The following is a 13,784-nucleotide window of genomic DNA, read 5'->3' on the forward strand; positions in this document are numbered from 1 at the left end:
CAGACATCCTCAAGGCGAAAGTAGGTAGCCGCTGCGATAGGCTTCGGCGCCCGCGACGTGGGCGATCACCATGCCGGCCGTGGCCATGCGCCGTAGCGAACGGGCGTACATCAGGCCGGCAGTGGTGCAATGAACGGGGGTGATGCGATCGTGGATCGGGTCGATGATTTCGGCAATCTGTTGGCCTGCCTCCAGGTATTGCCCCGCCGTGGCGGTGTACACCAGCAGGCCGCCGACCGGCGTGGTCACCGGTTCCACCCCGGCCAGTGGCGTGGCGGGGTACGGCAATGGTGGCTGCGGTTTTGTCTCACCGACGATGGCATCGGACTGGATCAGATAGTCAATCAGTGCCTGACAGTCGCGGCTGGCCATGGGGTGATTGACATCGCCCTGGCCGCGCAACTCGACCGTCACTGAAAAACTGCCCAGCGGAATCTCGAACTGTTCGCCGAAACGTTCCCGCAGTTGCCACCACAGCAGGGTGAAACACTCATCGAACGACTGTCCGCCGGAGTCAGTGGCCAACAGACTGGCCTGCGACCCCAAGTAACGCGCCAGCGGCTCGACCTGCGGCCACGCTTCGGGCGTGGTGTAGAGGTGAACCACAGATTCGAAATCGCAGTGCAAGTCCAGCACCATGTCGGCATCGCAGGCCAGCCTTTGCAGGGTCAGGCGCTGTGATTGCAGTTGTGTGCTGGCGGTCTGGCGGGCGAGGGCGTGGCGCAGGCTGGTGCGGATAAGTTCGAGGTTGCGTTGCGGGTCATCGCCAAGCTTGCCCTCGATGGCATTGCCGATTTCTTCGCTGAGGTCGACGAACCAGCGATTGAAGTTCTGCCCGCTCTCCAGTTCGTAGCGGCCCAGTGGCACGTCCATCAGCACTTGTTCGAGGCCGATCGGGTTGGCCACCGGTACCAGCACGATCTCGCTGCGCAGACGGCCGGCCGCCTCCAGTTCCGCCAGGCGCTGCTTGAGATGCCAGGCCACGAGCATGCCGGGCAATTCATCGGCATGCAGCGAGGACTGGATGTAGACCTTGCCTCTGGCCTGTTCCGGGCCAAAGTGGAAACTGTGAATCTGTCGTGCGGTCCCCGGCAGCGGGGCCAGCAGGTCATGTATCTGGTGTCGCATGTTCTTTCTCTTTAATCCTGAAAGCGGGGCTTAGTGAGTCGGCCCGAGGAAGGCCAGCCATCGGCGTTCGGCGAGGCGAAACAGACCGACCAGCGCAAAAGTAATGGTCAGGTAAATCAGCGCGGCGATACCGAACGATTGAAAAGTCAGGAAGGTCGCCGAGTTGGCGTCCCGGGCGACTTTCAGGATGTCGGGGATGGTCGCGGTGAAGGCCACGGTGGTCGAGTGCAGCATCAGGATCACTTCGTTGCTGTAGTAAGGCAACGAACGACGTAGGGCCGAGGGCATGATCACGTAGGCATACAGCTTCCACCCCGTCAGACCGTAGGCCTTGGCCGCTTCGACTTCGCCGTGGTTCATGCTGCGGATCGACCCGGCGAAAATCTCCGTGGTGTAGGCGCAGGTGTTCAGGGCAAACGCGAGAATCGTGCAGTTCATCGCATCGCGAAAGAAGCTGTCGAGAATCGGCTGTTCGCGTACGGCGGCGAGGCTGTAGATGCCGGTGTAGCAAATCAGCAGTTGAATGTAGAGCGGCGTGCCACGAAACAGGTAGGTGTAGAACTGCACTGGCCAGCGGATATAGAAGTGCGGGGAAACCCGAGCGATCGACAGCGGAATCGACACAATGAAACCGATGAAGATCGACGCACTGAGCAGCCACATCGTCATCGCCAGCCCGGTGATGTTCTGGCCGTCGGTATAAAGGAAGGCTTTCCAGTATTCCTGCAGGAGTTCGATCATCGTACGGCCTCCCGGGAACCGGCGGCATAACGGCGTTCGAGCCAGCGCAGGATGAAATTCGAGGCACTGGTGATCAGCAGATAGATCAACGCGGCGAGGACCAGGAAGTAGAACAGTTGATAGGTGCTTTTACCGGCGTCCTGCGCGGCTTTGACCAGATCGGCCAGACCGATGATCGACACCAGCGCCGTGGCCTTGAGCATCACCATCCAGTTGTTGCCGATGCCCGGCAGGGCAAAACGCATCATTTGCGGGAACACCACGAAGCGAAAGCGCTGGCCGCGTTTGAGGCCATACGCCGTGGCGGCTTCAACCTGCCCGCGCGGTACGGCGAGGATCGCACCACGAAAGGTCTCGGTGAAATACGCGCCATAAATGAAGCCCAGGGTCAGCACGCCGGCGCTGAACGGGTCGATCTCGATGTATTCCCATTCCATGTAATCGGTCAGCGACGTCAGCCAGGTTTGCAGGCTGTAGAAGATCAGCAGCATCAGCACCAGGTCCGGCACCCCGCGGATCAGCGTGGTGTAGAGCTGGGCGGGCAGACGCACCAGTTTGACTTTTGACAGCTTGGCACTGGCGCCGAGCAGGCCGAGCAACACGGCCACCAGCAGCGACATCGCCGATAATTTGATGGTCATCCAGGTGCCTTGCAACAGCAACGGGCCGAAACCCTGAAGGCTGAACGCGGAGAGCCCCAGATTTTGTAAGAGGTTTTCGAACATAAATCAGCAACCTGAGCGGATGGAAAAGGCGCCCATCGAGGATGGGCGCCGGGGCATTATTTGCCGCTGTACAGATTCAGATCGCCAAAGTGTTTCTTTTGAATCTCGGCGTATTTGCCGTCGTCGTGTAACGCTTTGATACCTTTATCCAAAAGCGCTTTCAGCTCAGTGTTACCTTTCTTAATACCGACAGCAGTTTTGGCCGGCAGCAATTCACTGTCGACTGGCTTGCTGACTTCGTAGCCTTCGCCTTTTGGCGACTTCAGGAAGCCCAGTTCGGCTTGCAGCATGTCCTGAATCGCGGCATCGAGACGACCGGAAGTCAGGTCGGAGTAAACCTGGTCCTGGTTCTGATAGGCCTGAGTCTTCACGCCAGCCTTGTCCAGCACGGCTTTGGCGTAGGCTTCCTGAATGGTGCCTTGCTCGTAGCCGACGGTTTTGCCCTTGAGGGACGCAACGTCTTCGCTCAGGCCGGAACCTTTCTTGAATACGTAAGCGGTCGGGCCGGAGAACAGTTCGCTGGAGAAATCGATGACTTTTTCGCGGGCCGGGGTCACGGTCATCGACGAGATCACACCGTCGAATTTGTTGGCCTTGAGGCCCGGAATCATGCCGTCGAAGTCACTTTCGACCCACTTGCACTTGACCTTCAGTTCGGCACAGATCGCGTTGCCCAGATCAATGTCGAAGCCCACCAGGCTGCCGTCGGCCGCTTTCGACTCAAACGGTGCGTACGAAGGGTCAACGCCAAAGCGCAGCTCTTTGTATTCCTTGGCCAGCGCGGAGCCAGCGGCCATGCACAACGCCAGTGCAGAAAGGGTCAGCAATGCTTTTTTCATTATTCAATCCCTAAGAACCAATATGAGCGCTTGTGGCGCAGAATTATTGTTACTGGAACGCGTACGACCTATAGAAAGTAGCAATTTCCGAACCAGAGTCCCGAACAAGTGTTTTAAAAGGTTGGGATTGATCGAAGAGGCGGGGATTGGTGCACGGAAATGGGCGGCGTAAAAACCCTGCACCATTTCAGTTCGTGACTAGAGATTGAGGGCACTTGTGGTGAGGGGATTTATCCCCGATGGGCAGCGAAGCTGCCCCAGCATTCCCTCAAGCGGACCGCATACTCGGATTTTGCGACTGCTGCGCAGCCGATCGGGGATAAATCCCCTCGCCACAAATGGCTGTCACTCCAGATAAAGCAATGGATAGTAGGCTTTAACTGTCGTTGAATATGGGGTCAGGCCAGCAGATCCTGCAACGTCGCCAGGCTATCCGCCTCGTCCACAGTCTTGTCCTGCCGCCAGCGCAGCATCCGTGGGAAGCGCACGGCGATTCCGCTCTTGTGCCGGCGCGAGAGGGCGATGCCTTCGAACCCCAGCTCAAATACCAGGCTCGGTTTCACACTGCTGACCGGGCCGAATTTTTCCACAGTGGTCTTGCGCACGATGCTGTCGACCTGACGCATTTCCGCATCCGTCAGCCCTGAATAGGCCTTGGCGAACGGCACCAATGCGCGCTGACTGGACTCGGGCGGGCCGTCCCACACGGCGAATGTGTAATCGCTGTACAGGCTGGCACGGCGGCCATGACCGCGTTGTGCATAAATCAAAACCGCGTCGACGCTGAAGGGGTCGACCTTCCATTTCCACCACACACCCATGTCCTTGGTGCGACCGACGCCGTACATCGCATCGCGCGCCTTCAGCATCATGCCTTCGACGCCCAGGCGCCGGGAGGCTTCGCGCTGACGGGCGAGGTCGAACCAGTCCGTGCCGGTCAAAACTGGCGAGGGCAGCAGAACCGGGCTGTTGCAACGGGCGATGACATCTTCCAGTTGCGCGCGGCGCCGGGCTTGCGGCTGATTGCGCCAGTCTTCGCCTTGCCATTCCAGCAAGTCGTAAGCGAGCACCACCACCGGTATGTCTTCGAGGATTTTCTTGTCGAGGGTCTTGCGCCCGATTCGCTGTTGCAGCTGGGCGAACGGTTGCACCGCGGGCGGCTCGGTCGATTGCGGATCAAAGGCATCTTCGGTGTGCGGACGGGTGCTTTTCCACACCACGATTTCGCCGTCGATCACCGTGCCATCGGGCAAGCCGTGCACCAGCACATCCAGTTCGGGGAAGCGCTCGGTCACCAGTTCTTCGCCGCGCGACCACACCCACAAGCGGCCATCACGCTTGACCACTTGCGCGCGAATGCCATCCCACTTCCATTCCACCTGCCAGTTGCTCGCCGGGCCGATCAGCGCTTCGAACTCTTCAACGGGTTGCGCCAAGGCATGCGCGAGGAAAAACGGGTACGGCTGGCCGCCGCGCTGGGAATGCTCGTCGGCAGATTCCGCGGCGATCAATTTGAGATAACTGGCGGCGTTCGGCCGATTGGACAGATCGGTGTAACCCACCAGACGCTGGGCCACGCGTTTACTGTCGAGCCCGGCCATCGACGCCAGTGCGCGGGTCACCAGCAGTTTCGACACGCCAACGCGGAAACTGCCGGTGATCAGTTTTATGCACAGCATCAGGCTCGCCCGATCCAGTTGCGCCCACAGCGCAGGCAACTGCCGGGACAGGAACTCCGGGGTTTCACCGCGCAGGGGTAATAATTTGTCCTCGATCCATTCGGCGAGGCCGGCGTCGGAGCTGTGCGGGTTTTCCGGCAGCACCAGCGAAATGGTTTCCGCAAGGTCGCCGACCGATTGGTAGCTCTCCTCGAACAGCCATGGCGTCAGCCCGGAGACCGCGACCGCCAGTTCGCGCAAGATCCGCACCGGTACCAGTTGCCGCGGCCGGCCGCCGGACAAGAAGTACACCGCCCACGCCGCATCCTGCGGTTCGGCCTGGGCGAAATAGGCCTGCATGGCTGCCAGTTTGGCGTTGCTGGACGTGGTGGCGTCGAGTTCTGCGTACAACTCGGCGAAGGCTTTCATGCGGATATCTCGGAAATGGTCGGTGTGGCAGCGCTTTCTTCTTCGTCATCGCCGTATTCGGTGTTGAAGCCTTGGGCATCGAGACCTTGCTCGCGCAGATGGCGCACGAGTACGCCAATCGAGCCGTGGGTGACCATCACCCGTTCGGCGCCGGTCTGGTTGATCGCCCACAGCAAGCCGGGCCAGTCGGCGTGGTCGGACAGCACGAAACCGCGGTCGACCCCGCGCCGCCGCCGCGTGCCGCGCAGGCGCATCCAGCCACTGGCGAACGCGTCGCTGAAGTCACCGAAGCGCCTCATCCAGGTGCTACCGCCCGCTGAAGGCGGGGCGATGACCAGGGCCTGGCGCATGATCGGATCGCTTTTTTTCACATCGCCGGCGTAGATCGTCGGCGGCAGGTACACGCCGGCGTCGCGATAAACCCGGTTCAACGGTTCGACGGCGCCGTGGCTGAGGATCGGCCCTAGGCTTTCGTCGATGCCGTGGAGGATTCGCTGGGCTTTGCCGAAGGAATAGCAGAACAACACGCTGGCCTTGCCGGCGGCGATATTGGCTTTCCACCATTCGTTTATTTCGCTGAACACCTGCGCCTGCGGCTGCCAGCGATAGATCGGCAGGCCAAAGGTCGATTCGGTGATGAAGGTGTGGCAGCGCACCGGTTCGAACGGCGTGCAGGTGCCGTCCGGCTCGATCTTGTAATCCCCTGAGGCGACCCAGACTTCACCGCCGTATTCCAGACGCACTTGCGCCGAGCCGAGCACGTGACCGGCCGGGTGAAAGCTCAAGGTGACGCCGTGGTGTGTCAGGCGTTGGCCGTACGCGAGGGTTTGCAGGTTGATGTCCTGTCCCAGGCGCGCGCGCAGAATCCCTTCGCTGGCGCTGCTGGCCAGATAATGCTGGTTGCCGGTGCGGGCGTGATCGCCGTGGGCATGGGTGATCACCGAACGCTCGACGGGGCGCCAGGGGTCGATATAGAAATCCCCGGCGGGACAGTACAAACCTTCCGGGCGCGCGATAACAAGGTCCATGTCGTTACCAGAATGGGGGGCTTGTTAGCTATGAGGTTGGTGCGAGGGTGGAAGTTCTATTGGATTTTCAGGGGTGAAAATCAAAAGATCGCAGCCTTCGGCAGCTCCTACACAGACAAATGTAGGAGCTGCCGAAGGCTGCGATCTCTTGATCTTTCCGTTACTTGCCCGGTGTCAGGGTCAGACGCGCCTTCCCATAAACCCGATCAAAGTTCTGCGGCTGCATCGGCAATCCGATGTACTGCCCCTTCAACCACTGATCGATGCCATTGAGGTAGTTCGGGCTAAGCGGATTCCCCGACTGCCCGGTGCCGTTCTGCCCCATCAGCGGTTCGGCCTGACCGAAGTCGACGATAAAACGCATCGACGGCGCACGGGTGGTAGCAAAGTCTTGGCCCCACGCAAATGCCGAAGTATTCAAAGTCGTGTGATCACCACCCGCGGCCAGCGGCCCGCGAACGGTCTGGCCATTGGCGTTCTTCCACGCATAGCTGTGCAATTTGCCCCACTGCCAGGCCTTGTGATCGCCGCCCAACTGACTGTCGCCAGCGGTAATCGCCGCCGCGAAGCTGCGGGCGAGTATCACGGCTTTGTCTTCTTTTTGCGGCGTGCGCAGGTCATCCCAGAACGGACTGTCCTCACGCTCCAGCAAATGATCGGCCTGCGCCGCATAGGACAAGTCGCCGTTGGCGATAAACGCTTTCCACGCCGGGCTCGACTCGGGGCCGAGTTCGTCGAGGAAGATCTGCTTCATGCTTTCTTGCAGGAACAGTTCATAGATCGCCGCATCGGCCGATGTCGGGCTGAGTTTGCCGTCGAACGCCATCAACCGCGTGAACGCCTCACGCGCCTTGCTGCGATCAGCTTCCGGCAGGGCATCAATCGCCTGTTTCAGCGGCTGTTTCATGCCTGGCGCTTCGAAGACTTTCTTCAGTTTGGCGGCGAATGTTGTGCTCTGGTCGTATTGCATGGCGATCACGCTGCGGCTGTCGTGCTTGCCGCTGCCGGCCAGTTCTGCCAGGCGCTCGCCGCGTTCCGGCGCAGCCCAGGAGTTGGACAACTGCATGCCGTAACCATGCGGGATCACGCGCTGGTTGGCGGTGCCGAGCCAGCCTTGCGCCGGGTCCTGATCGTAGGGGTGCAGCATCGGGTCGGCGTAACCGTCCCAGTCGTAGCGACCTTCCCAACCCGGCGATGGCAGCAAGCCTTCGCCTTCACGGCGATTGGGGAAACGCCCGGTGACTTGCCAGCCGATGTTGCTGGCGTCGGCGAACACCAGATTCAACGCGATGGCGCGGATTTCCCGGCTGGCGTCCGAGGCGCGTTCAACGTTCTGCGCACGGCTCAGGTCAAAAAAAGCGTCCAGCGATTTATCGTCGGTGAAACTTGGTGTCTGCAAGGCCAGACCGTAGCCGTTGCCTTGCGCCGCAGCCTGGGCACTGTTGAGCAGTGCGCCGTGACGGGTTTCGTACACCGCTTCACGAATCGGCCGCTGGCCTTTGACGAAGTAGGTTTCGTTGCGCACGCCCAGTGGCTGCCATTTGCCATTGACCTCGTAGGTCAGGCTGCTGCCCTGGCGACGGATTTTTTCCAGGAACAGATCCTGGTTGTCACCGAGCACGCTGCTCATGCTCCACGCCACTTTGCCGTTGAAACCACCGAGCACCATCGGCAGACCGGCTACGGTCACGCCGGCAGCCTGATATTTCGGCGCGCGGATCTGCACGAAACTCCACAGCGACGGCGCGGCCAATGGGCCATGACTGTCACTGGCCAAAAGACTTTTGCCGCTGCGGCTGCGTTGCGGGGCGATGGCCCAGTTGTTCGAAGACGTGGCGCCCAGCAGGTTCAACGTCGACAGCTGCTGGCTGGCGCTGCTCAATTCGCTCAGGCCGGGGATCTGCCCGTTGAGCTTGAGGCCTTGCAGCTTGTCGGCTTCGCCCAGCGGCAGGTTTTCGTCGGGCGCCGAAGGGGTCAGCCACGCGAGTTTGTCGGTGGTGACGGTCTGTGCCAGCACCAGCGAAGCGATTTCTTCCGGCAGGTTGGCCGACTGGCTGAAGTTCAGCAGGGCGAAAATCAGCGCTGAATCTTCCGGTTTCCAGTATTCAGGCTTATAGCCGCTGGAGGCGAGGTCGCCCGGCAGCTTGTCGGCGTAGCGGAACAGGTAGGCGTTGACGCCCCGCGCATAGACTTCGAAGAAGCGCTTGAGCCGCGGTGACGAGGCTTTGTACAGCTCACCGGCGCTCTTCTTCAGATTGACCGCGCGCATGTAGCGGTCGGCGTCGAGCATCGACGCGCCGGACATTTCCGCGAGACGGCCCTGAGCCAACAGACGCAGGGTGACCATCTGATTGATGCGGTCGCTGGCGTGGACATAGCCGAGGGCGAACAGCGCGTCGTGGAAGCTGTTGCTTTCGATCAACGGCATGCCCATGGCATTGCGGCGCACTGAAACGTTCTGCGCCAGACCCTTGAGCGGTTGCACGCCGGAGGTGGGCGGGAGGGTGTCCTGAGCGTTCCAGGTCTGACAACCGGTCAGGCTCAAAACACCGGTCACTGCTGCGGCAACGCCGAACCGGGGAAGAAAATGTGTGAGGGCTGGCGAGGCCATGGCAAAGCTCCTGCGGGGGGTAGCGTCAGTAAAGGCGCTACGTTAGTGAGCAGGAGGATGCCGCGCAAGCGGGGCGAGTGGTTATTTCTTGCCACTGATCGATGATCGTTTCATGGCTTGCCTGGTTGAAGGCAGGGATGTTGAAGTACGGGAACTCAAATGACGCTTATGAGAAGACCACCATGGAGCTTCAGGCCAACGCTGCACTGATCATCATCGACCAGCAAAAAGGCATCCTGCATCCGCGTCTGGGGCGGCGCAATAATCCGCAGGCCGAAGAGCGCATTCTTGATCTGCTTGGGTTCTGGCGGGATAGCGCAAGGCCGGTGATTCATGTGCAACACCTGTCGCGCTCGCCGGATTCAGTGTTCTGGCCCGAGCAGGAAGGGGTGGAGTTTCAGCAAAGATTTTTGCCCGGTGATGGCGAATGGCTGATTCAGAAGCAAGTGCCGGATGCGTTTTGTGCCACTGGACTGCAAGCGCGGTTGCGTGAGGCGGGGATCGGGCAGTTGATCATCGTGGGCGTCGCGACCAACAACTCGGTGGAATCCACGGCGCGCACGGCGGGAAACCTGGGGTTTGAGGCGTGGGTGGCGGAGGATGCGTGCTTCACCTTCGACAAGGCCGATTATTTCGGCACACCGCGTTCAGCTGAAGAGGTGCATGGGATGTCGCTGGGGAACCTGCATGGGGAGTATGCGACGGTGATTAGCGTTGCGCAGATTCTGGCGGCCGGCTGACGCCGTTATCGCGAGCAGGCTGCTGCGGTTTACTCGACACGCAGCCCTGTAGGAGCATTCGAGTGCAACGAGGCTGCGATCTTTTGATCCGGTTTTTTTACCATCAAGGTCAAAAGATCGCAGCGTGCCGCAGCTCCTACAGTTGATCGCATGCTATCTGGATAAATTCGATCAACTGTGGGAGCTAGCTTGCTCGCGAAGGCGATCTGTCAGGCGAAGAAGCTCTTCGCCCAGATCATCACGCCCCGTGGCACTTCTTGAATTTCTTGCCGTTGCCGCAAGGGCAAGGGTCGTTGCGGCCGACGTCTTTCAGGGCGTTGCGCACCGGTTCCTGGTGGGCGTGGCCGCAGTTCGGACCGTGGACATGGCCGTGATCGTGGTCGTGATGATGGTCATGATCATGATCGTGGTTGCAATCAGGGCCATGGACATGAGGTTGTTGGGTCATCGGTGTTGCTCCGGAATTAAATCGGCGGGGATTATCACGCCATTGCGCTCAAGGTGCACGTAGTGAGCGATGAATAAACCGGTTTCCATTTCCCCCTGCAATCGATAGGGAATCTGCTGCTTCGAGTTTTTCAGCATTTTCACTACGTCCTTTACCTTCGGCCACAGGTTGGTTCGGATCGGCACTTTGAAGTACGCGCTGTGTTTGGGGCCGACGGTAAACCAGTGCTCGTGCTCGCCTTCAGTCAGCAGCATGTCAGCCAGATGAATACGGTATTCCAGACCGCGCACGGTCAGGTCGCTGTCGTTGGGATTGTCGACGCGAAAGTGCAGGATGAACTTTTGCTCGAGAAGTTTGGCGCGCACCACTTCTACTTTCACCAGATGCACGGCAGGGTCGCGGGTATCGTCGGCGAACCACGAGACGCAGCCGCCGAGCCCGAGAAACAGGAAAAAGGCGAGGGATTGCAACGCGCGTCGTTGAGCAAACATGGAGTAGCTCCTTTTGTTGCTCAGTCTAGCCCTAAAAGATCGCAGCCTGCGGCAGCTCCTACATGGGATTGCATTTCACCCTGTAGGAGCTGCCGCAGGCTGCGATCTTTTGATCTTTCAAATCAAGCGCCAAAATACCCCGCACAGCATTTCTTGAACTTCTGCCCGCTGGCGCACGGGCAACTGTCGTTGCGCCCCAGTTTCAACTGCACCGTGGGGTCGATGAAATACCAACGCCCGGCATTTTGCACAAATGAAGAGCGTTCGCGGTGGCTGTGTTCGCCCTGGCTGTCGTGCCAGCGCGCGGTGAAGGTGACAAAAGCATGTTCCGGCTGGCCGCCGAAGACTTCCGAGCTTTCGACGTCAAGGCCCAACCAGGTGCTTTGCGCGCTCCAGGCGCTGATCGATTGTCGATCCAGCCCCGCCTGCTGGGCGGGAAGGGTGGTGGCCACCAGATAGTCGATCAGCCCCAGCACGTAGGCGCTGTAGCGCGAGCGCATCAAGGCTTCGGCGCACGGGGCCGGGAGGCCTTCGTGATAATGACCGCAGCAGGCATCCAGCAGATTGCCGCTGCCGCAAGGGCAAATGGCTGTACTCATCGCATTACCACCAGTATTTCCCGAAGTTTTCCGGATTGGCCCAGAACCGTGAGTTGAGCCAGTCGGGGACTTGTTTGTAGTCAAGCAGGTCATAGGTGAACAGGGTCAGAACCTGCTCGTCGCGGGCAAAACGTTCGCTGGCTTGCAGCGCCAGCGAATAGAAATCGGTTTCCTGCCAGCCACTGGCTGACAGATCCGCCAGCACCGCAATGCGACTGGCGTTGAGATTACGAATGCCGCCCAGCAGATTCAGGCCGTCGCGCTTGGGTAGATGTTCCAGGCAATCGACGACAAGGGCCAGATCGAAACGCCGCGCCGCCAGTTCAGCAGGCAAGGCGCCGGGGGCGGCATGGGCCACGCAAGTATCCGGGTGGGCTGCTTTAAAAGCGGCCAATGCCGGGAATTCACTGGCGCCGATCAGCAGCAGACGCGCCGGGGCATAGCGATCCAGCAAAGCGGCTAACGCCTGTTGGGGCGTGCGGGAAGAAATGACGGCGTTCATCGAAGCTCCTCAATCAGACCGCCAAGACTAGCCTGCCTGACTGCGGCGGCAAAGAGCCCTGTCTCGCAGAGTTTCCAGCAAAAGCGCCAAAGTCCTGTGAACACTATCGCAAACAGCAGTGGCCTATCGCTGGCGGAGATTAAAACTCCGGTCTTTACTCCCTGAATCGGTTTTAAGCCGATCCCTCAGGAGAAAACTAGATGAGCATAGTTCGGACAGCATTACCCTTGGTTCTGCTAACCAGTGTGTTGACTGGTTGCGCAGGTTTGCAGAAAACCGACTGGCCGACCTGTGCGGGGGTCGGAGGTGTCATCGGTGCCGGCCTCGGCGCGACCGAGAGTTCGGCGTGGGCGGGCTACGGCGCGCTGATTGTTGGTGGTACGGCGGCGGCGTATTGCTGGGTTCATGGTGATGGCGACGAAGATGGCGATGGCGTGCCGGACAGCCGCGACAAGTGCCCGGGCACCCCGAAAGGCGTGCAGGTCGATGCTAACGGTTGCCCTCCACCTGTCCCTGAGCCGGTGGTTGAAGAAGCGGTAGTGGTCAAAGAAGAAACCATCGTCATCCGCGATGTTCACTTCCAGTTCGACAAAGCCACGCTGACCGGCGCTGACAAAATGGTGCTCGACAAGGTCGCCACGCGCCTGAAACAGGAATCCTCGACAGCTCAGCTGACCGTCACCGGTCACACCGACAGCGTGGGCAGCGATGCCTATAACCAGAAACTGTCGGACCGTCGCGCGCATTCAGTGGTCAAGTACCTGGTCGAGAGCGGCATACCGCAAGGCAGCTTCGTTTCTGTGACCGGTGCCGGTGAAAGCCAGCCAGTTGCGGATAACAAAACCGCTGACGGTCGTGCACAGAACCGTCGTACTGAAATCAAAATCAACCGCTAGTCCTCTTGCATCCGCGGCTTGTGCAGTCGCGGATGCGGGTCTTTACTCCTGTGTAACCGGTATGGGCCGGTGACACAGGAGCTTTCACAATGACTGTTTTCTCAAGGTCCGTCTTGCCGGTGCTGCTGCTTGGCAGTTTGCTTACCGGTTGCGCCACGCACAGCGATGGCACTGCACCCCTCAATCAACGTACGTGGCCGATCTGCAGCCTTCTTGGCGGGCTAGTCGGTGGCGGACTCGGCGCTATTGAAAGCGCTGGCTGGGCCGGTGGCGGCGCAGCACTGGGGATTTTAACCGGCGGACTGATCTGTTATGCCCAGGACGGCGATGAAGACGAAGACGGCGTATTCGACCGTCGTGACCGTTGCCCTGATACCCCGGCCAACACACCGGTCGATCACCGTGGTTGCCCGCTGCCGCAATATCCGGTCGTTGAAAAACCGGTCGAACCGGTCCCGCAGACCGAAGTCGTCACCTTGAGCGATGCCGGCGACGTGTTGTTCGCATTCGACAAGTCCGACCTGACCCCAGCGGCGACAGCCCAGCTAGATACGCTGATGGACAAACTGCGCAACGCCGACGTGGTGAGCATCAAGGTGATCGGACATACCGACAGTAAAGGCTCCGATGCCTATAACCAGGCATTGTCGGAACGGCGCGCCAGCAGTGTGGCGGCTTACCTGCTGAGTCAGGGGCTTTCACCGAACAAACTCACCAGTGAAGGGCGTGGCGAGGGTGAGCCAGTGGCTGACAATGCAACGGATGAAGGGCGCGCGCAAAACCGTCGCGTGGAGTTACATATCAATCGTTAGGATGGGTCTGTAGTCCGCAAGCTAGAGCTGCCGGACGGCGATCAGCGTCGATCCGGCAGCCATTTGGCGGCTGCGTAATGATTTTTCATTTTTGCCTCTGGCTTATCCCCCGCAGAAGCCGTTACTGTGCGCCCAAA

The 13,784-nt window shown here is 59.9% G+C and carries 14 protein-coding genes; 3 read left to right on the plus strand and 11 right to left on the minus strand.

What is annotated here, in order from left to right; genetic code table 11:
- Positions 1-9 precede the first annotated feature (9 nt).
- The 7 genes from ACA061_RS05885 to ACA061_RS05915 all read right to left on the minus strand — a co-directional run bounded on the left by ACA061_RS05885 (position 10) and on the right by ACA061_RS05915 (position 9,159).
- A complete protein-coding gene (locus tag ACA061_RS05885) occupies positions 10-1,128 on the minus strand; it encodes a succinylglutamate desuccinylase/aspartoacylase family protein (RefSeq protein WP_497300800.1) in 1,119 nt (372 codons plus the stop codon).
- Between the two features lie 30 nt (positions 1,129-1,158).
- Positions 1,159-1,869, minus strand: a complete 711-nt coding sequence (locus ACA061_RS05890) for an ABC transporter permease (RefSeq protein ID WP_047300003.1) — start codon at positions 1,867-1,869, stop codon at positions 1,159-1,161.
- Positions 1,866-2,594, minus strand: a complete 729-nt coding sequence (locus ACA061_RS05895) for an ABC transporter permease (RefSeq protein WP_150604959.1) — start codon at positions 2,592-2,594, stop codon at positions 1,866-1,868. Before ACA061_RS05895 ends, ACA061_RS05890 begins: the two co-directional genes overlap by 4 nt.
- 56 nt (positions 2,595-2,650) lie before the next feature.
- Positions 2,651-3,433 carry a transporter substrate-binding domain-containing protein gene (locus tag ACA061_RS05900; RefSeq protein WP_042557957.1) on the minus strand — a complete coding sequence of 261 codons (783 nt, stop codon included), beginning with the start codon at positions 3,431-3,433 and terminating at the stop codon, positions 2,651-2,653.
- A gap of 398 nt (positions 3,434-3,831) precedes the next feature.
- A complete protein-coding gene (locus ACA061_RS05905; protein WP_210553840.1) occupies positions 3,832-5,520 on the minus strand; it encodes an ATP-dependent DNA ligase in 1,689 nt (562 codons plus the stop codon).
- A complete protein-coding gene (locus tag ACA061_RS05910) occupies positions 5,517-6,548 on the minus strand; it encodes a ligase-associated DNA damage response exonuclease (RefSeq protein ID WP_497300801.1) in 1,032 nt (343 codons plus the stop codon). Before ACA061_RS05910 ends, ACA061_RS05905 begins: the two co-directional genes overlap by 4 nt.
- A 160-nt stretch (positions 6,549-6,708) precedes the next feature.
- Positions 6,709-9,159 carry a penicillin acylase family protein gene (locus ACA061_RS05915; protein WP_497300802.1) on the minus strand — a complete coding sequence of 817 codons (2,451 nt, stop codon included), beginning with the start codon at positions 9,157-9,159 and terminating at the stop codon, positions 6,709-6,711.
- 182 nt (positions 9,160-9,341) lie between these two features.
- Here ACA061_RS05915 and ACA061_RS05920 point away from each other — a divergent pair, with 182 nt between their 5' ends.
- Positions 9,342-9,899, plus strand: a complete 558-nt coding sequence (locus ACA061_RS05920; protein ID WP_497301913.1) for a cysteine hydrolase family protein — start codon at positions 9,342-9,344, stop codon at positions 9,897-9,899.
- 238 nt (positions 9,900-10,137) lie between these two features.
- Here the strand turns inward: ACA061_RS05920 and ACA061_RS05925 are convergent, their stop codons facing one another.
- The 4 genes from ACA061_RS05925 to ACA061_RS05940 form a co-directional block, all read right to left on the minus strand.
- A complete protein-coding gene (locus ACA061_RS05925; RefSeq protein WP_008083915.1) occupies positions 10,138-10,347 on the minus strand; it encodes an SEC-C metal-binding domain-containing protein in 210 nt (69 codons plus the stop codon).
- Positions 10,344-10,838 carry an LEA/WHy family protein gene (locus ACA061_RS05930; RefSeq protein ID WP_150618046.1) on the minus strand — a complete coding sequence of 165 codons (495 nt, stop codon included), beginning with the start codon at positions 10,836-10,838 and terminating at the stop codon, positions 10,344-10,346. Before ACA061_RS05930 ends, ACA061_RS05925 begins: the two co-directional genes overlap by 4 nt.
- A 122-nt stretch (positions 10,839-10,960) precedes the next feature.
- Entirely contained in the window at positions 10,961-11,437 is a 477-nt protein-coding gene (locus ACA061_RS05935; RefSeq protein ID WP_210700995.1) for a YchJ family protein, read from the minus strand.
- A gap of 4 nt (positions 11,438-11,441) precedes the next feature.
- Positions 11,442-11,939, minus strand: a complete 498-nt coding sequence (locus ACA061_RS05940; RefSeq protein WP_150597365.1) for a DUF6231 family protein — start codon at positions 11,937-11,939, stop codon at positions 11,442-11,444.
- A gap of 200 nt (positions 11,940-12,139) precedes the next feature.
- Here ACA061_RS05940 and ACA061_RS05945 point away from each other — a divergent pair, with 200 nt between their 5' ends.
- Both ACA061_RS05945 and ACA061_RS05950 read left to right on the plus strand, forming a co-directional pair.
- Positions 12,140-12,835 carry a PA1041 family peptidoglycan-binding anchor lipoprotein gene (locus ACA061_RS05945; RefSeq protein ID WP_150618044.1) on the plus strand — a complete coding sequence of 232 codons (696 nt, stop codon included), beginning with the start codon at positions 12,140-12,142 and terminating at the stop codon, positions 12,833-12,835.
- Between the two features lie 89 nt (positions 12,836-12,924).
- On the plus strand, positions 12,925-13,647 hold the full coding sequence (locus ACA061_RS05950) for a PA1041 family peptidoglycan-binding anchor lipoprotein (RefSeq protein ID WP_497300803.1): 723 nt from the start codon (positions 12,925-12,927) through the stop codon (positions 13,645-13,647).
- Positions 13,648-13,784 lie beyond the last annotated feature (137 nt).

The sequence above is a fragment of the Pseudomonas sp. LBUM1668 genome (assembly GCF_059695715.1).